Annotated in this window: 15 protein-coding genes and 1 pseudogene; 4 read left to right on the forward strand and 12 right to left on the reverse strand. The window is 41.4% G+C overall.

What is annotated here, in order from left to right; all coding sequences use genetic code 11:
* Positions 1-403 precede the first annotated feature (403 nt).
* The gene (locus JNUCC1_RS07350) at positions 404-1423 is read left to right on the forward strand and encodes a DUF3231 family protein (RefSeq protein WP_156644773.1); all 1020 of its coding nucleotides are present in this window, start codon (positions 404-406) and stop codon (positions 1421-1423) included.
* 138 nt (positions 1424-1561) lie between these two features.
* On the opposite strand, the gene JNUCC1_RS07355 is transcribed toward JNUCC1_RS07350, so the two are convergent.
* Both JNUCC1_RS07355 and JNUCC1_RS07360 read right to left on the reverse strand, forming a co-directional pair.
* Positions 1562-2623: a two-component system sensor histidine kinase NtrB gene (locus tag JNUCC1_RS07355; protein WP_156644774.1), complete on the reverse strand. Its 1062-nt coding sequence runs from the start codon at positions 2621-2623 to the stop codon at positions 1562-1564.
* A gap of 264 nt (positions 2624-2887) precedes the next feature.
* Positions 2888-4183, reverse strand: coding sequence for a GGDEF domain-containing protein (locus JNUCC1_RS07360; RefSeq protein ID WP_197431664.1), 1296 nt, complete (start codon positions 4181-4183; stop codon positions 2888-2890).
* 252 nt (positions 4184-4435) lie between these two features.
* Here JNUCC1_RS07360 and JNUCC1_RS07365 point away from each other — a divergent pair, with 252 nt between their 5' ends.
* From JNUCC1_RS07365 to JNUCC1_RS07375, 3 genes are all read left to right on the forward strand, one after another.
* A complete protein-coding gene (locus JNUCC1_RS07365; protein WP_156644776.1) occupies positions 4436-5404 on the forward strand; it encodes a glycine betaine ABC transporter substrate-binding protein in 969 nt (322 codons plus the stop codon).
* Positions 5405-5643: 239 nt separating this feature from the next.
* Entirely contained in the window at positions 5644-6375 is a 732-nt protein-coding gene (locus JNUCC1_RS07370) for an MEDS domain-containing protein (protein ID WP_156644777.1), read from the forward strand.
* Positions 6372-6974 (forward strand): sensor histidine kinase, encoded by a 603-nt coding sequence (locus JNUCC1_RS07375; protein ID WP_231784092.1) that lies wholly within the window; start codon positions 6372-6374, stop codon positions 6972-6974. Before JNUCC1_RS07370 ends, JNUCC1_RS07375 begins: the two co-directional genes overlap by 4 nt.
* A gap of 466 nt (positions 6975-7440) precedes the next feature.
* On the opposite strand, the gene JNUCC1_RS07380 is transcribed toward JNUCC1_RS07375, so the two are convergent.
* The 10 genes and pseudogenes from JNUCC1_RS07380 to JNUCC1_RS07420 all read right to left on the reverse strand — a co-directional run bounded on the left by JNUCC1_RS07380 (position 7441) and on the right by JNUCC1_RS07420 (position 18164).
* Positions 7441-8565, reverse strand: coding sequence for an MBL fold metallo-hydrolase (locus tag JNUCC1_RS07380; RefSeq protein WP_442915426.1), 1125 nt, complete (start codon positions 8563-8565; stop codon positions 7441-7443).
* A 235-nt stretch (positions 8566-8800) separates the two neighbouring features.
* Entirely contained in the window at positions 8801-9019 is a 219-nt protein-coding gene (locus tag JNUCC1_RS18220) for a hypothetical protein (protein ID WP_197431708.1), read from the reverse strand.
* Positions 8997-9845, reverse strand: a complete 849-nt coding sequence (locus JNUCC1_RS07390; protein ID WP_197431665.1) for a DnaD domain-containing protein — start codon at positions 9843-9845, stop codon at positions 8997-8999. The genes JNUCC1_RS18220 and JNUCC1_RS07390 overlap by 23 nt, the downstream gene beginning before the upstream one ends.
* A gap of 53 nt (positions 9846-9898) precedes the next feature.
* Positions 9899-10081, reverse strand: a complete 183-nt coding sequence (locus JNUCC1_RS07395; protein ID WP_331713655.1) for a helix-turn-helix domain-containing protein — start codon at positions 10079-10081, stop codon at positions 9899-9901.
* Positions 10082-10301: 220 nt separating this feature from the next.
* A complete protein-coding gene (locus JNUCC1_RS07400; protein ID WP_156644783.1) occupies positions 10302-10682 on the reverse strand; it encodes a DUF2513 domain-containing protein in 381 nt (126 codons plus the stop codon).
* Positions 10683-10822: 140 nt separating this feature from the next.
* Positions 10823-10948, reverse strand: coding sequence for a hypothetical protein (locus JNUCC1_RS19010; RefSeq protein ID WP_269448142.1), 126 nt, complete (start codon positions 10946-10948; stop codon positions 10823-10825).
* A gap of 212 nt (positions 10949-11160) precedes the next feature.
* A pseudogene (locus JNUCC1_RS07405) lies at positions 11161-14150 on the reverse strand (type I restriction endonuclease subunit R).
* Between the two features lie 15 nt (positions 14151-14165).
* Positions 14166-15446 (reverse strand): restriction endonuclease subunit S, encoded by a 1281-nt coding sequence (locus JNUCC1_RS07410; RefSeq protein WP_156644784.1) that lies wholly within the window; start codon positions 15444-15446, stop codon positions 14166-14168.
* A complete protein-coding gene (locus tag JNUCC1_RS07415) occupies positions 15446-17452 on the reverse strand; it encodes a type I restriction-modification system subunit M (RefSeq protein ID WP_156644785.1) in 2007 nt (668 codons plus the stop codon). The genes JNUCC1_RS07410 and JNUCC1_RS07415 overlap by 1 nt, the downstream gene beginning before the upstream one ends.
* A gap of 361 nt (positions 17453-17813) precedes the next feature.
* Entirely contained in the window at positions 17814-18164 is a 351-nt protein-coding gene (locus JNUCC1_RS07420) for an ASCH domain-containing protein (protein ID WP_156644786.1), read from the reverse strand.
* Positions 18165-18213: the final 49 nt, after the last annotated feature.

Below are 18213 nucleotides of genomic sequence, written 5' to 3' on the forward strand. Positions count from 1 at the left end.
TTTATAAAGACTTAATTGCTCCGAATTAGAAGCGTATGCGCCGAATTTCTCTAACCCAATTTATGGAAGTGCGTTTCGGAATCGCCCTTAAAGTGTTGATATGACAAGGTTTATTAGAGGTTCTACAAAAATCATAAATATTGATATTTCTCTTCAAGAAAAAATTTTTGGTTTTTTATATCCAGCGGTGCGTTTATTAAGGAGGTATGATCACCCTCCTTCATAAAAAATTAACGTAACCCGTTTATTTATTTCGACAACAATCGACATAAACCGGGAAGTGACAGGCACCGCTCCACAGGTACCGCCCCAGCGCTGGGACCATCTCGTGGGACCACTCCGCACATAGTTACCACGTTTGTGGTTATAATATCGTGTATTCATTTTTAGGAGGGTTGTGGGTATGGAGGGTAAGCGAATTAATTTGACTTCTGGGGAGATTGGGTCTCTTTGGACTGCTTATATGAATGAAAGTATGACAAAGCAGGTCATGGCTTTTGTGCTGCAGCACATTGAGGATACGGACATCAAGCCTGTCGTTCAGGCCTCCTATCAAATGTCCATCAATCAGGTTGAACGTTTGTTGGGTATTTTTGAAAAAGAAGATTTTGCAGTTCCAGATGGATTCACGGAACAAGACGTCAACATGCAGGCACCTTGGCTTTTTTCTGATGTTTTTTGCCTGATATATGTAAATCATATGACAAAAGTTGGAATGGTCTTTTATAGCGGAATCGTTGCCATGATCGATCGAGAAGACATACGGAATCATTTTACTCAGGCTTTGACTGAGGCGTCCAGCTTATATAATCAGTCAAAGGATGTCATGCTCTCTAAAGGGGTGAATAGCAGACCACCAAGCATAGAAGTTCCCAAGAAAAGTGACTATATTGATCAAAAAGATTACTTTAGCGGGTTAAAACCCTTTAGCAACAAACGACCATTAAACGCTATTGAAATCTCTTATTTGTATGGGAATGTGCTGACAAATGAACTGGGGTCCAAATTAAGCATGGCATTTGCCCAAACCTCTCCGTCCAAGGAGGTTCAAGAATTTATGATTCGTGCCAAAGAAATTTCAGAAAAACACATTCAAATTTTCACGGATACATTAATGCAAGAAGATATTTTTACACCACAGGCTCCAGATGTCAGTGTCAGTGAATCAACGACACAAACTTTTTCAGACAAAATGATGATGTTTCATATCAACCTGCTTGAAGCAGCTGGGATCGGAAACTATACCACAGCCGGTGCCGCAAGCCAACGGAGCGACCTCATGGTTAACTATGAACGCTTATCACTAGAAGTTGCCCGTCTGGCCAAGAGTGGTGCTGATATCATGATCAAGAACAACTGGCTTGAAAAACCGCCCACTCCGAAAGATCGTGAAAAATTGATAAAGCAAAAACATGATGAATAAGCACAAGGAGCAAACTCACTAAACCTAACCCCTACCGAACGGGGTTAGGCTGCATCAGAAAGTAACAAAAATGAATGACGTTTAATCATCATTTTTAAATCAAAAAAGCCAGAGCTATCGGGATAGCTCCAAGCTTAGTTACTGTTCCGCTACCACGGGGATCTTAATTGTAAATGTCGTTCCTTTTCCTTCTACACTGTCGACATGAATTGTTCCATTATGATTCTGCACGATGTTACGAGTTACCTTTAATCCCAAACCCGTGCCTTTTTCTTTCGTCGTGTAAAAGGATTCCCACATTCGGTCCAGTTGTTCTTGAGACATACCTTGCCCAGTGTCTGAAATGGTGAGCGTTGCTTCATTGCTACTGGTTTTGTGTACAGCAACAGCAATCTTACCATGATTGTCAGTCGCATCAATAGCATTAACGACAATATTTAATAATGCCTGCTTGAGCTGAACTTCATCACCGTACACGTCTATGAATTCCGTGTCATGTTCCAGGGAAATGCCGATATGTTTCTTTTCAGTTTTAGCTTCTACAAGCGTAATCATATCTTTGGCAACTTCAACCACATTGAGATGCGCAAAGTTCTGATCGTGTCGTTTTGCAAAAAACAACAGATTGTTGGCGATCTTTTCAACGCGTTCAACTTCTTTGGCCATTGTCTCTGTATAGATTAGATGTTTTCCCGAAACTTCATGACGGATCAAATCCAGAAATCCTTTAATAATAGTTAAAGGGTTGCGCACCTCATGAACAATTGAAGCTGCCAATTCTCCCATAACTGCCATTTTTTCCGATTCCATTGTCACACGTTGCAGTTCAATTTTATCTGTGATGTCCTGGGCAACAGCTTGTATCATTGTTATACCATTATGGCAAAAAGCACCTGAACTGATTTCAACAGGAATGATATTTACTTTTGCATCCATCACTTCTACCTGGATGGGACTGGAAAGTTTACCGCCTTCCTTAAGTACATTCAGCCGTTCTTCACAAAGATCATGATAATCTGAAAGGATAAACTCATGATAACTGTTGTTTAGAACCTCTTCTCTCTTCTCAGCCTTCAATAAATGGAGAGCAGCCTTATTGATATACACTATTTCTGCATCCCTTATTATAAACGTCGCTGCTGTAGAGTGCTCGAGTAACTGATGAAAATCTAATTTTGTGCCATCTACCTCCGTAATCAAGCAGATTCCCCCCACCTTTGTTCATGACTTTAACAATTAAAAATGAAAACTACTATACTATTCAATAATATAAATGGTATGCGTAGTTATGTAAAGGCTTTCATATTGTTATTTGAATCACAAGCGTCGTTAAGCTTAGAATGGAATCGATTAGGCATACGCTCCGGCAATACCATTCGACATAAACCGACACAAACCGGGAAGTGACAGGCACTTGTCGAATTCTACCGAGCGGGGTTAGGCTGCTTGAGTAATTTCCCTCTCTCATTCTCCTAATTTATATGAATTTCTTCCAGCTTTTTTTGCTTGGTAGAGGGCGATGTCGGCGCTTTTTAGGATTGAGAAAGCGGTTATGTCAGGTTTGGAAGCCGTTGCGATTCCCATACTTGTGGTCACATCCAGGTGATAGCCATTAATATGCCACGGCAGTTGAATTGCCTTTTGGATATCTTCGGCAATTGAGACAGCATGCTCCATTGAACCGACAACAGGCAGGAGCGCTATAAACTCATCTCCGCCAAGCCTCGCGACCATATCGCACTCCCGCACAGACGCATGCACTCTTTCGCCAAATTCCTTAATCACTTCATCGCCCATATCATGGCCCAATTCATCATTTATGAATTTAAAGCGATCAATATCCATCATAATAATCGCTAAGCCGTCGTGATGACCATCCAATTGTTCCAAACACTCAGTTAAACGCTCCATGAACAATCGCCGATTCGGCATGTTCGTTAACGGATCGTGCAGGGCAGCATATTCAAGTTTTGATTCGTAATCCTTCTGCAAGCTGATGTCCCTTGTAACGACAACCAAATCTTTCAAGTTATCTTGCTGATCAAATACAGGTGTCCCACGGGATTCGACCCACACGGTTTGGTCGTCTGAATTATATTGCTTCAAACGAATTGTGAAAGATTGATCATAATCAATTGCTTGTGTAATAGCTTCCTGAGCCCGTGCTTGGTCTTCCGGATGAACATTATGCAAAAATGACTGACCGACATAGGCTTGATGATCATGTCCCAACACCTCTGTACACGATGGTGAAGCGTATTTAACCATCCCATTCGCATCCAATAGCATAATCATATCCTGAGCATTTTCAGCAATAATCCGAAACCGTTTTAAGTTCTCTTCTAACTTTTCCCTCGCTTCTCTCTTTTCAAGCTCAGCTGTCTTTTCTTTGGTGACATCCTTGATAACGGCTACTATTAAATAAAGCCCTTCCTGTTCATCAAAAAGGGGTGTTAACGCAACTTCCGAAAACCGTTTTTCGCCAGAAGGGGAGAAAAAAGAATCATCATAGGTTACAGCGCTTTGTGTGGACAGAACTTTGTTGTAATACTTATACAAGATTTGTATGATCTCGTGCGGCATAACCTCTCGAATTGTTTTTCCTAAGTCCTGTTCGCTAATACCAGTCTTTTTTCTGGCAGGGCGATTTACAAATTCATAAATAAAATCAGACTGGTCGGTGACCCGCATCACAAATACCATATCTTTGAGGCCATCCATCAATACTTTATGTAAACCACCCGCAATTGAGGGATTCATCTCTTCACCTTCTTTAGTGTGCTTCCTTATCTTTATTTTATCATACAAAACGCGCATGTTCGATGGAACAGCCTAGTAGGACAAGGCTTGATACAAGTCAAGTAATGAATAACCTCTCATTGGAGCGTACAAGTTGAAATAATACAAATCAGGAACTGACAGTCTGCATTTCCGCCCAATTAATGTTCATTCCTCCAAAACTTAACATGATCACCAGTTTGAGTGGCGAGAGGTTTTATTATAGTATGCTTAATGGAAAAAGACATCGCTGTTCAAACATACAAAGGAGTGATTCCCATTACATTTAAAGTAAAACGTAAATCAATTATCCAGCTGGCAATTGCCTTGGCAACAATTTTTGTAATTGCAGGATGTGGCAACAATGACAACGCTGATGAAAAAAGCACTGATCAAAATGCCAGCAATGATACCTCCAACGAAAAAACTTCAATTACTGTTGGACTGGATCCTTACGACTATTCCACCGTTCCAGCTTATTTATCCCAGGTGATTTTAGAGCAGGAAGGGTATGACGTGGAGATTCAGGAAGCCGAAGTCGGCATTCTTTACCAAGCCCTTGCCAATAAGGATATTGATGCATATGTCGATGTATCCCGACCCAAACTGCACGAGTCATATATTGAAAAATATGATGACCAATTTGTAACAGCCGGCACGCTCATTTCTGATCTCCCTCTTGGCGTTGCCGTCCCGAAATACTTGGAAGACATTAACAGCATTGAAGATGTTATCGAAAACGCTGAGATGTTTGATAACAAAATATATGCCATCGAACCGGGAAGCGGTATGGGTGAAACCACCGTGGCCATGGTGGAAGACTATGGTATGGATGATTTTGAGATCAGCAATAGCAGTACTGCCGCAATGCTTGCACAAGTTAAACGCGCTACAGACAAAGAAGAGCCAATCGTGTTCAACGCATGGCGCCCCAACCCTATGTTCGTGTACTACGACATCAAATTCCTCGATGACCCTAAAGGCACATGGAATCATGACGATGTTGAAGTCGGTGTCATCCCAGAATTTGAAGAAGAATCACCAACGGCGTACACACTCTTTTCAAATATGAGCCTTGATCTTGATATGATAGAGGAATGGATCATCGGAATTAACGACGAAGATAAAAAGCCAAGAAAACTCGCTGAGGAATGGGTAGAAAATAACCCGGATGTCGTTGATAAATGGCTTGAGAAGCAGTAAATTTCAAAAGACCCGGAAGCCTTAAATGGCTTCCGGGTCTTTTTAGTAGTTGAGCGAATAACACGACGGATACCGGTTCATTTTGTATTACAAATTCTCTCTATTTTTCTTCAAAAAAACGCTGTCTTAAAAAGTTTTATGGTATACTTGTTTTTATAATATGGAAATATTCAAAAACATTACTCCGAGGGAGCATGACCTCACTTTCAGTTGTCTTCAAAAAATAAAGGAGGGATACAATGGCAGAATCACCAAGCAAGGAAATTAAAGTAGAGTTCCTGTCAGACGTCACAATTGGCAACCACATTGTTTACACCTTTAACAACATGGAAAAGTACCTGGAAAACGCCACCTCATACATCGCCGAGGGGATAGATCAAAACCAATTCAACATTCACATCGGATACCCTGAACATTTTGATGTTATTAAACACAAACTTGAGGAAGCCGGTTATTCTAGAGATCAGGTCCAGCACGTTATTTTTGGGGACTCTGACACGTTTTATGGAATTGATGAAGCCTTTAACGTTAAGGCCATTAGCCAAAACGCCGGGGAGATCCTCGAACCGCTCTTTCAAGAACACAGACCCATTCGTGCTTGGGGCTTGGTGAAATGGAAACCACAGGACCCTAAAGTGCTGACGCAAAATTTAACATTATACGAGCAAGAATATGACACTTTAATCTCCCAAAAAGAACAGATTATGAGTCTCTGTGCATATGACGAGAAAACTCTACCATCAGAATTGATGAATGAGCTCTTAAAAACGCATGAATACCATATGACAGATACACATTTAACCTATTCTCACCTGTATCAGAAAAAGCCTGTCCAAACGCCATTCATTTCGGAACAAATTGAATTACTCAATTCAGAGGAGAGCGAAAAAATCAATTATGAAAAATTACACCTGGCGGGAACATGGCCTCAAATATCTCCCACGTATTTCGCAATCCGCTTGCGGTTATGAAGGGATATCTGCAATTAATTGACAAAAGCAATGGCAGCGAGCAACAAACCAAATACCTGAAAACAATCAGCGCTCAGGTGAACAAAATCGAACACATAACAGCTGAGTTTGCGGCACTTGCCGAACCTCATCTAGGTGCCCAAAAAGAAGTCAACGTCACTCAGCTGTTTGAAAACGTGAAAAATCATATGGAACCGCAAGCACTTGCCAAGTCTATCACCATAAGCGTAGAGACAGAGCATGACACTTGCACCATTATATGTGACGAAGTAAAAATGAAACAGGTCTTCATCAACTTAGTCAAAAATGCCATTGAAGCTATGGATCAAGGCCATATCACACTTGAAGCAAAAGAAGCCGCTCCTCATTACTTTAATTTATCGGTTTCCGATAACGGCCCAGGTATCCCGGATCATATTTTTAATCAGCTGGGACAACCCTTTCTCACAACGAAGCCAAATGGCGCAGGTTTGGGATTGTTAATATGCAAAAAGATTGCAGAAGCCCATGGCGGTCAATTGATGGTAGACAGCGAGGTTGGCAAAGGGACAAAAGTTACTGTAAGTTTATTGAAATCGGAGACAGTTGAACGAGGGTAAAAAAGAACAAAAACGACTTGAGCACCCCCAAGAGCATTAGCCAGCATATGTAGTGACTTTTTTTGTCATGAGACGTTATGACTTATGACTCGAGGGGTAGGCGTTGGAGTGAAATGGAACTTAAGCTTAAGATTAAGTACATCCTTGATTAACATTCTTTTAACCATTCATCACATCATATACACTGCTTATGAGTAAGGTACCAGATCATTATATCGTTTTCTCAAAACAATAGGTGTAGGGCATGGATCAGATGAATAGGAGGGCTTGGCGCCGGCCCTCCTACCCGTGGAGCAAAAACCTGGATATATGGTGTGAAAACATGGATATATGTCATCAAAACCCGGATATACCGCCAGAAATTCTGGATAAGGGTGCGGAAGTTCTGGATAAGTTGGAAAAAACCTGGATAAACACCATTCGACAAAAACCGGGAAGTGACAGGCACCGCAGTCGTGCACCGCTTCTACACGGCGCACCTGTTGGGGCCTACTTCCATTTCTCTCCGTTCGTCTTCTTCTGGTTTTTTCTTGCCCATGTTGGTCTTTCTGATTTCTTCATGGCTGTTTGGCTGTGGCGGCAAGTTGTCTGTGACAAGGTCCTTGAATTTTTCTCTCTCTTCTACCTGCAAGCGTTCATTCTGTTGATAGAGACGGCCCAGCTGTTCCTGCACCGTGCCATCGTCATTGATTTCTTGCATTTCACCAAAATGACCGGGCAGGACCATTAAATCCTGAGACAGTTCTTTATAGCGTTCATATAAGGTCTGATAAAGATCATCGACCCACTCATCTGCTTTACCGGCCAGATCCGGACGGCCTATCGACTCAATGAACAAGGTGTCGCCTGTCATAACGTATTGGTTGTCCACGATAAGACTTGTGCTCCCTGTGGTATGGCCAGGTGAGTGGAAAGCATTGACTTCAATTGAGTCGCCAACAGTAAAGGTTGTGCCATCTTCCAGCTTATTATAATCGTAGGTCAGGCCTTCATCATCCTGGGATGGAAAATAATAATTGGCCTCTGAATCCTTCGCCAATATCTTCCCGCCTGAAATATGATCTGCATGGAGATGCGTGTCCACGACCGTTGTGATGGAGGCCTGTTTGTCTTTCGCGAAGTTCTTGTAGACTTCCGTCATTCTTACAGGATCGACAACGAGCGCCTCCCCATTAGCAATAACCATATAGGAGAGACAGCCTTTCCCGATTCTGAGAAACTGGTAGAGTTCCCCACCATCCGAAAAATCACCAATCTTCACAGGTTCCAAATGTTCACTCCAAGCAGTCATGCCGCCTTCCAGATAGGTCACATTGTCAATCCCGGCTTCTTCCAGGATTTCAACACCTTTTTGAGAGGAAATACCCCTGGCACATACCACATAAATCGTCTGATTGTCAGGACGTTGTTTTTCCACGGTTTCCGTTTCATTTTCCAGTTGTTTAAAAGGGATGTTCATGCTGGTAACATTTCGCCCTTGTATGGACCAATCATTATAATCATCTTCCCCGCGAATATCCAGCAGGAATACGTTCTCGTCAGCAAGTATCTTTTGAGCCAATTCTTTTGCGGTTATAGGTTGTAATGACACCTTCATCACTCCTTTTTAAAAATTGATGACTGTGTTGCGGTATACATATTATGGCTGTTTAAACTCCCAATCTATAGTCTTGGATACCCTTTAGGGCATAGTGGTGAAACTAAGTGCATCCCCATTCGTCCTCTGACCATTCGACAAAAACCGGGAAGTGACAGGCACTCTTTCGTTAAAAAGTGCTTGTCACCAGCTGTTCAGAACGACCGCTTCTCCTTCATGCTTTCCACAATCATGCCCCGCTCTTCTCTTTGATCAGCTTGTGCATGGCTTCGAGGAATCGCTCCTTAGTCTCCTGTGGAACTTTCGCAGCTTCTGCCTTCCATTGCTTCATCTGCTCCAGGTGCAGATTCTCCTCTGGCGGGTATGCGGCAATTTCTGCGAGCGTCGGGACATAGGGACTGGTCGCTACATGATGTGAGAGCTTATCAAAAACGGCTTGATAATCCATTTTCTTTAACAGCGGCACAAGTATCCCAATCTTTCTTTGCGTGATTTCGAAGTTTGGATAAACCTCTTTGATCGTTTTCAAAATATCTACAGCTTCTTCTTTTGTCATTCGCCTGTACCCCCTGAAGGTATGCTTCAAATATCGCATGATAGCTCTCCCGTGATTTTTCCTTCACGACAACTTTATGCCTGCGTTTCTCCTCTTTGTCTGCTTCATACGCCAGCACTTCATCCAACGTCGTCAACCCTGCTTTCGTCCATTCTTTTAAAATTTGCTCGATGTACCCGAGTGTTTTACCGCCCCTTCGGACGGTTAGGTTCATCGCGTGAATGACAGCTTCATCCCCTAACTTGTCATTCCATTCCAAAATCGCTTCCCTGATTATCGGTATGACCTTCCCAAAATTCTCTTCAAAAACGATCAATGAATCAATTTCCTCGCGGGCGCTTCTTCTGCTGCTTTTTTGTTTTTGTTTATATTTATGTATGGTCAAGTCCTGGTCCCCAGATAGGTCAAGTGTTGGGTCAGCAGGTAGGTCAACTGATTGGACCAAAGAGATCATTTGATAGACTGGTGCGCCGCTGCGATTTCCTTTTTCATACCTGATCAGCCCCTTGTCCACGAGCTGGGTACGGGCATTAACGACGCCTTGTTTGGAGAGACATGTGAGCTGCTGCACAGCTGAATTCGGCGCATTAAACGCCCTCTTCCACCTCACTGAGTTGTTTATTGACATCAGCGCATACCATAACGCAACCGCGCTCGGCGACAATCTATTCATCATCTTCCATTCCTTGAAAGCATTCAATTCTTTAATATAATTCATCTTTAACATCTCCTCATTTGTTTAATTTTTCCCATGCCAAATAGGAGCTCCACTTACTGAAGCTCCTGGTCCTGAACCCACTTTTCAATCACATCACGCGTAAAAAGAATCTTACTTCGCATCTTAAAATGCGGAATCTCATTTTTCCTCGCCATTGTATAGATCATATCTGCATGCACACCCAGATATGCTGCAACTTCTTTTACCGTCATACGTTCTCGTTCCAAAACAAACACCCCCTTTCGCCGCCGCTCATTAATATAATCGAACGGAAGAGACGAAAAGGGGCGTTTTGGGTTGAATTAGTTGTTCGACAAAAATCGAGTGGATCGGGGAGTGAATTCATAGTCTTTTTTAAGATGAGCTAGTTTCGGTGGTTTGGTGATTTTAATCAACAATGAAGCACCAACCACTTGTAATACCCAGATTTTAGTATAAAAGATTAAAGCGTCATTACTATGGTAAACTCAGTTTATTTTTCAAATAAGCTGCACCTATGTCTAGTAGAATTGGCAATGAAACACTTGAAAAGTTTGATGCTGCTTTTTTTGTTTCTTTCCATACCACGTTGTCACGAACTGTATCTAAAAACACGTGGCCGTTATAGGTTAATGAACTAATAGAAATGTATACAACACCGTCAAAATAAGAATCGAAGTTACCATTAATAAAACCTGCTTCTTGGAGTTTTTGAGCGGTGTAAATTATTGTATCTCGATTATAGTCTATCAGTTCTGGCAAATTGATTACTTCGTCGTGCATTAGATGTTCATTCAAATTTGTATGTTTTTCTATAGACAATAGTAAGTCTCTAGCACAATCGTGATTAAGTTCCATATATCTTCCTCACTTTTTAATGAAATTAGATGAAGATAACATTTACTAAATTAAGTCAATCCATACTGAAGTCTCTCCATGAAAAGCTATGAACCGTCTCCTATTGGAAAACACTGAACCGTAAACGTGAATCAGGACTTCTAATGCTTCGTATCCTGATGTTTTTTAAGCGTTTTACCTGCTTTAGTTTTAGCCGTTTTAGAAGAAGCTTTGCTGCTAAGAGTCTTGCCTGCTTTTCCGACTTTTCCTCCTGAGTGCTTAGCCAATTTAATCCCTCCTTTATTTGTAAACCAAACCTGCCCTCCGTTTCCTATTTATACCAATCTATTTGTCAACGTAACTTTAACATACAAATATAATAACATCAACATATAGATGTATAACTTATGGAATAACACTACATATTGTGTATAAAAAAGAAAATCCAGCAAAGTAAAGTTGAATTTACTATGCTGGATTATTAATTAGCTTTCTATTTTTACACTTCCCTAGCCCGATAATAAACTTCCTCTTTCATCTCATTCATCAAAAACGCACGCTGCTCTTCATTCTCCATCATTTTCTGGAAGAAGTTCTTTTCAGTCATACGGTCAATCAGGAAGTCCATGAATCTGTCTTCGAAACTGAAGGTGAAGTTATCTATGGAGTTGTTTTTAGCTCTATCTTGAAGTTCTTCGTCTTGTACCATATCTTCTACAAGTTGGTCCCGTGAGAGTTTGTCTTGCGGATCAAAGTCGGTACCGAACTTTTCATTCATTCTATCGATAATGGAAGAGAGTCTTTCCTTCTCTTCTTCTGGCGCCGCGCCTCCTCCTGCATGCTGGGGCGGATCAATATCTACTCTTCCTTGTGTTTCAAGTTGAATGCTGCCTTCAAATACTTTTTGGTTGCGGTAGTATTCCAAGGCCACGTCATCTGCCAAATACACGCGCTCATTTGGCTTTTTTGGCAGTTTACGGAGCAGATAACTCAGATACACATATCGTTTATGCAGGTCGATATCGGTGAACGGGCCCACTTGCAGCACGAATGAATAGGTCCGAATAAATTTAGAGGCGGCGCTCTTGAATTGATCTTGTGCTTCTTCGGTTAATTCTTTATTAAACCGATCCACCGCTTGATCCAGAACCGGGTTCAAGCGTTCCTGGGCACGTTTGTCTCTTAGCTTTCCGTTGAATTCCAACTCACTGACGGAATCGACCTCTCCCGTTGTATACACTTGCATGGAATCGAGCTCATACTGCAAATCGTATAGGATGTTCGGGTCAGTCACATCACTTAATCCAGTCACTTCATAGTAGCTCTGAAAAGCTTCTTGAATGACTTCAGGGTCATTTACAAAATCCAGCACAAACGTATCTTCCTTACCACGGCATGTTCGGTTCAATCGTGATAATGTTTGAACGGCTTTTATACCACTCAATGGCTTATCAACGTACATCGTGTGAAGTAAAGGTTCATCAAAACCAGTCTGATACTTTTCAGCAACGATCAACACTTGGTATTCATCGGTTGAAAATTTATCTGGCAGTTCACCTTCACTCATTTGGTTCATGCCAGCCTCCGTATAGGATAACCCATCATCGTCAACCGTTCCTGAAAAGGCGATCAGTGTTTTCATATCTGTATAGTTATGTTTTTTGATATACGCATCAAACGCATGCTTGTATCTGACAGCATGGAGTCTGCTTCGAGTCACGAGCATGGCTTTGGCACGTCCGCCAATCTTGTGCCGAGTCACTCTCCGATAGTGCTCCACGATGATCGCTGTTTTCTGAGTAATACTATGCGGGTGCAGGGATACAAACCGGGCAATTTCTTGGGTGGCTTTTCCTTTAGCTACTTCTGGATCGTCACTGATACTTTTTTCGACTTTGTAAAAGGTCTCGTATGTGACATAGTTCTGCAGCACATCAAGAATAAATCCTTCTTCAATCGCTTGACGCATTGAATAGATATGAAAAGGTTCTGGTACTTCCGTATCTGGATTATATGTCCCAAACTTTTCAATCGTCTTTGGTTTAGGCGTTGCTGTAAAGGCAAAGAAGGAGATATTATCCTGTTTACCGCTCTTTTCGATCGTTTCTACAATTTTTCCTCTGTACTGTCTAGCTCATCTTCCATTACTTTATCCGCTGCATAGGCATCATCCAGCGACTTATCGGAAAGGATGCTCGTCATCGCCGTCGAAGCTTTACCACCTTGTGAACTATGAGCTTCGTCAATCACAATGCCATATTTGCCACGGGAAAATTCGCCAACCTTTTCGATGATGAACGGAAATTTCTGCAGCGTTGTAATAATGATACGCGTTTTGTTTTGAATGGCTTCGGCAAGCTGGTTGGAGTCTTCATCGATCTTTTGAACCACCCCTGCCTCATGCTCCAACTGATAAATCGCATCCTGCAGTTGCTTATCAAGTACACGACGGTCTGTTATGACAATAATACTGTCAAAAATCGCTTCGTTATTTTCGTCATGCACTTTTGCCAAGCGGTGTGACAACCAGGAAATACTGTTCGTTTTGCCGCTTCCAGCCGAATGCTGTACAAGATAGTTGCCACCGACTTTCTTTGATTGAATATCGGCTTCAATTTTCCGGACGACATCCAGTTGATGATAGCGCGGGAAAATAACAATTTCTTTCTTATCAACGATCTCCCCTGTACTATCGCGTATATCTTTTTGTTCGATATATACAAAGCGGAACAAGAGATCCAGCAGACTGTCTTTTTGTAAAATATCATTCCACAAATAAGACGTGCGGTAGTTGTTGTAGACCACAGGGTTACCCTTACCACCCTGGTTGCCACGATTGAAAGGCAGGAAAAAAGTACTTTCTTTATTGAGCATTGTCGTCATCCAAACTTCATCCGTGTCCACAGCAAAATAAACCATTACACGTTTTTTCGGCTGAAACAGCAATTCTTTCGGGTCACGGTCTTTCTTGAATTGGCGTTTCGCGTGTTCAACGGTTTGCTGTGTTAAAGGGTTCTTCAGTTCCATAACAACAAGTGGAAAGCCATTGAGAAACAACACCATATCAAGGCTATTATGATGTTTACTGCTGTAATACACTTGCCGGCTAACGGTGAAGATGTTGTTTTCATAGTTCTGCATCAAGAGCTGATTCAGGGTGCTTGGCGGTTTATTAAAGGCCAGCCTCAGAGACACCCCTCTATCCTTAATGCCATGACGCAGACAGTCAATCACACCACGACGGTTCAGCTCCTGGTCCAATCGATCAAGAAAACGTTTCTCAAATTTATCACCATGAATCGTTTTGAGCCGTTCGAATTTCTTCGGTTGGGTTGCTTCCAGGAATTGAAACAACATCTCGACATCGATAGCACGATCTTGAAAGACCTTGAGTGCTTCTCCATGAAGACGACGTTCTATATATCCGGCATTCATTAAACTTGTTTCAATGTTTTCTTCCAACCCCATTTCTGAGTAATCAATGGCCAATTGTGATCCTCCTTTCTAGTGAAGTTCTTCTGTTTCTGGTGCGTAATTTCTTACGTCTATTTTACCCGTAACAGCCTCATAAATAAGGGACTCGCGGTATTCTTTGAGTTTAGAGATTTGAGTCTTTGTTTCACTTATAACATCAAAAATTCCAGACGTTTCCTTTTCAAGATGATCTACTATCTTAACTTGTTCTTCATAACTCGGTACTGCTAAAATATCATTTTCAATATCTGATCCAACTAAACTGGGTAAAGCCGTATTTGTTGTGTGGATAGCCCAAGGGAAAATGCAAAATAAGAAATAAAACCACTTTGGAGAAGCACCTTTATAAAAGTGTGTATAATACATTGTGTCAACAGTCCAAAAAGGCTGATTAACATAGATCGGTTTTCCTATTGTACCTTTCCTACCAAATAATACCGACTCGCCATCAAAAATATACTTATCAGTTTTCTTAAAGACCCCACCTGAACCATACACATCAATGGCATCTTCACTGTCAAAATTTAATTCGTTCTCAATTTCCTTGCCGTTCATGACCTTAATCAGTCGCTTGAATTTAACTGTTTCCCAATGATCTGGTATTTCACCAATCCACTCAACCCCTGAATCTTTCATTTTCACATTTGGATCAAGCCCTTTGGTCACCGTCTCCGTAATCACCGCCTGACGCTTTTCTTCCAGCAACTCGATTAAGCGTTCTTTGTAAGAGATAAGGGCGTCAATTTCTGATGTTTTATCATCTAAAAATTGTATAATACTATCTTGTTCGTGTAATGAGCTTGGTAAAAAAACACTTAAAGACCTAATTAACGATTGGGATATATTGGGTTGTCCACCACCACTTGCAGAGTTAATAATATCCTCTCTATTAGCCAGAAACCAATAGAACATAAACTTAACTCGAGTATTAATAGGATCAGTCAAAACACAACATGCTTGATTTGCTGCGCCTTTAATATTTGTGATAGCCAACTTACCTATCGTAGCACCATACATTGCTACCACTAATGAGTTTTTAGGATATATTCTTAATGTAGAAACCTCATTTAAAGCGAGTTGGGTAATTTTATTTTTTGTATCGTTTAAATAACCGTCATTTAAGTCTCCCGTATTAATCCATTTTATGCTGCCATCAACGTGATAACTTTTATTTGTTGAATCAGGCGTACCACCACTGCCAATCTCTTTAAACAATCGAGATAACTTCATCTTTTTCCAATGACCTGGTATTTTTCCTAACCATTCAATACCACTGTCTTTATATTCAAGATATTGTTTAAGTCTTGACATCACGCCATCACCTTCTTCAACTTCTCAAGAATACTCTCTTCCAGTTCCTGTATTTCTGCTTTAATTTCACTAGAAGGTCTCAATTTCGTATATTTATAAAAATACCTGGTAAACGGAATTTCATAACCAATGCGCGTCTTCTCCTCATCAATCCAAGCATCTGTCACATGCGGCAATACTTCCCGTTCAAAATAGGCCTCGATATCATCACTCAAAGGAATAATTTCTGTATCCCGCAGCTCTGGATCAGGTTCGACATCTTTTTTATTTTTCATGCAGGCATCTGCTGTTTCGTCCCGCTCAGATAGAGCGGCCCAAATCGCTTTTAATAGCGGTGCTCGAAGCGTGATATCCGTGTCTTTGAAAGCTGCTTTGATCCTATCAATAAATGCTTCACGGTTTTTATAAACCGTGTCGCTTTGCATTTCAGTCAGGACTGATTTAATCGTTTCCTGTTGTGCTTGTCCAGCTGCAATTTCTGCTTCTTTTTTCTCGCCGCTTTTACGGGATTTGGCCAAGTTAGCAAAAGCTCTCTCATCATCAAGTCTAGCGATGCGTTCTTCTGTAATTTGGAAATTCAACCGCAACGGGCGTTCAACAGTCACTCGGTAATAGCCAAAGTCCTCATTGTTAAAGATCTTCACATTATCGCTTTCTTTTGTTTGTCCGTACATTTCCACGATTGTGTTGATCTGTTCTTCTGATATTTCATTACGCTTGTTTCCAAGGCTCTTGCGCATTTTCTGATACATATCAACCGCATTCACAAGCTGGATCTTTCCCTTTTGATATGAGGTTTTGTGATTGGTTAAAATCCAAATATAGGTGGAGATGCCTGTGTTATAGAAGAGCTGATCTGGAAGCGCAACAATTCCTTCGACCAAGTCATTTTCAAATAAATAGCGGCGAATTTCACTCTCTCCACTGCCGGCATCGCCTGTAAATAATGGTGATCCGTTCATAATAATGGCAATCCGGGATCCATTGGGGTTCTGTTCAGTTACTGGTTTCATTTTGGCGACGAGATTCTGCAGGAACAAAAGCTGTCCATCGCCGATTCTTGGCAGGCCAGCCCCAAAACGGCCACTGAACCCCAAATCATTATATTCAGCTTCAACTGCATCCTTGGCAGGTTTCCATTCAACCCCGTATGGTGGATTGGTAATCATATAATCAAATTTTTTATTCTTAAAGTGGTCATTGGAAAGGGTGTTGCCTTTTTTAATATTTCGGGCATCCTGGCCCTTGATCAGCATGTCAGCCTTCGATATTGCATAGGACTCCGGATTAATTTCCTGGGCGAAAAACTCCAGGTGCCCCGTTGGATTGTAATCTCTAATATAATCCTGCGCCACAGTCCCCATGCCCCCGGTTCCGGCACAGCTGTCATATAACGTACGTGTAACACTAGGCAGAAGAATCTCGTCATCGTTTAAAAACATCAGATGAACCATAAGCTTAATGACTTCTCTTGGTGTGTAATGATCCCCTGCTTCCGCATGTTCAGAGAAGCGTCGGATGAGTTCCTCAAAGATATAACCCATTTCAATGTTGGTGACTTGATCCGGATGCAGATCAATCTCCCCGAACCGCCTGACAACGAGATACAGCAAATTATTGTCATCCATTTTATCGATTTCATTATCAAAATTAAAATGACTCAGAATCTCGCGTGCCTCATACGAAAAACCGTTTATGTAATCACGCAGGTTATCCGCAATATTGTCCGGGTCACTCAACAGCTTTGCAAAATCAAATTGACTTGTATTGTTGAACTTTTGCTTGGCAACGCGGTTTAAGATTTCATCGCGTGTTGTTTCAGGCAAAGATTCGTATTTCTTATTTTCACGCAGCACATCTTCTTTTGTATCCGACAGTACTGCATCAAACCGTCTTAATACGGCCATTGGCAAAATAACATCCCCGTAATTTTCCGGGCGATAGGGTCCTCTGAGTAGTTCTGCTATAGACCATATGAAGCTTACTTTTTCTTGGAAATTTTGCATCGTGACGTCTCCTTCAAATTGTGTTTCAGTTCTATTTTTTTGTGATGGGTTGAACTTCTTATAGCGTAGACTTGTTACAATTACCTGACCACGCAACTTGGATGAAAGCGCTTCATTTAGAGGGTTTTAATACAGTTCTGTTCAACCTAGTTCTATTGTACCAGTAATACGCATGGCTTTTCTATACATTGACGTCAATTCCATATAAAGTACAAAAATAATCATGGCTATTGACTATGAATCAAGAACCATGATTTCTTTTAACTTTGAAGTAAGGCGCCTTTTCCTTCGTCTTTCAGGCTTATCGTATAAACCGGCTGCTTGGCCTACAGTATTTGTTACTCATGCCATCACTCTACATTCACTTTCCTTTAACCATCTCAACCCCAATCGCCAGCGTCCCCCACTCATGCTCCTGCTCGGACGTATAGATCTCATAAGTCTGTTCCACCATCTCATCAATGGAACAACCAGTTGCATCCAAATCACTTGCGGGTATGTCTTCGTACATCTCCCGGAATGTCGGGTAGGCAACCAACTCTGTAACTTTGACAGTAAGCTTTTTACTGCTGTTAGGGATATGGGTGAATGTAATGGTATTACCGACTTTCAGTTGCCTTCTTTTCTCATCGTTTAACCTGACTTCAACTTTCTTCCTGCCTGACTTTATCGAGTTAAATGGTGTGTCGTATAGACCCATGCGGTGTTCCATTGGTTTATCCCACCTTGCTTTTCTTTTAAGAATAACCCTGTCTAAGCTA

It is taken from the genome of Lentibacillus sp. JNUCC-1 (genome assembly GCF_009741735.1).
In the GTDB taxonomy this organism is placed as follows: domain Bacteria; phylum Bacillota; class Bacilli; order Bacillales; family Amphibacillaceae; genus Lentibacillus_B.

What these genes read in the sequence shown, in the direction of transcription:
- JNUCC1_RS07350 (WP_156644773.1), top strand. Translation starts at nt 404, where the DNA reads ATGGAGGGTAAGCGAATTAATTTGACTTCTGGGGAGATTGGGTCTCTT.
- JNUCC1_RS07375 (WP_231784092.1), top strand. Translation starts at nt 6,372, where the DNA reads ATGAAGGGATATCTGCAATTAATTGACAAAAGCAATGGCAGCGAGCAA.
- JNUCC1_RS07360 (WP_197431664.1), bottom strand. Translation starts at nt 4,183, where the DNA reads ATGAATCCCTCAATTGCGGGTGGTTTACATAAAGTATTGATGGATGGC.
- JNUCC1_RS07415 (WP_156644785.1), bottom strand. Translation starts at nt 17,452, where the DNA reads ATGCAAAATTTCCAAGAAAAAGTAAGCTTCATATGGTCTATAGCAGAA.
- JNUCC1_RS07420 (WP_156644786.1), bottom strand. Translation starts at nt 18,164, where the DNA reads ATGGAACACCGCATGGGTCTATACGACACACCATTTAACTCGATAAAG.
- JNUCC1_RS07365 (WP_156644776.1), top strand. Translation starts at nt 4,436, where the DNA reads ATGGAAAAAGACATCGCTGTTCAAACATACAAAGGAGTGATTCCCATT.
- JNUCC1_RS07400 (WP_156644783.1), bottom strand. Translation starts at nt 10,682, where the DNA reads ATGGAACTTAATCACGATTGTGCTAGAGACTTACTATTGTCTATAGAA.
- JNUCC1_RS07390 (WP_197431665.1), bottom strand. Translation starts at nt 9,845, where the DNA reads ATGAATTATATTAAAGAATTGAATGCTTTCAAGGAATGGAAGATGATG.
- JNUCC1_RS07370 (WP_156644777.1), top strand. Translation starts at nt 5,644, where the DNA reads ATGGCAGAATCACCAAGCAAGGAAATTAAAGTAGAGTTCCTGTCAGAC.
- JNUCC1_RS07410 (WP_156644784.1), bottom strand. Translation starts at nt 15,446, where the DNA reads ATGTCAAGACTTAAACAATATCTTGAATATAAAGACAGTGGTATTGAA.
- JNUCC1_RS18220 (WP_197431708.1), bottom strand. Translation starts at nt 9,019, where the DNA reads ATGGATTATCAAGCCGTTTTTGATAAGCTCTCACATCATGTAGCGACC.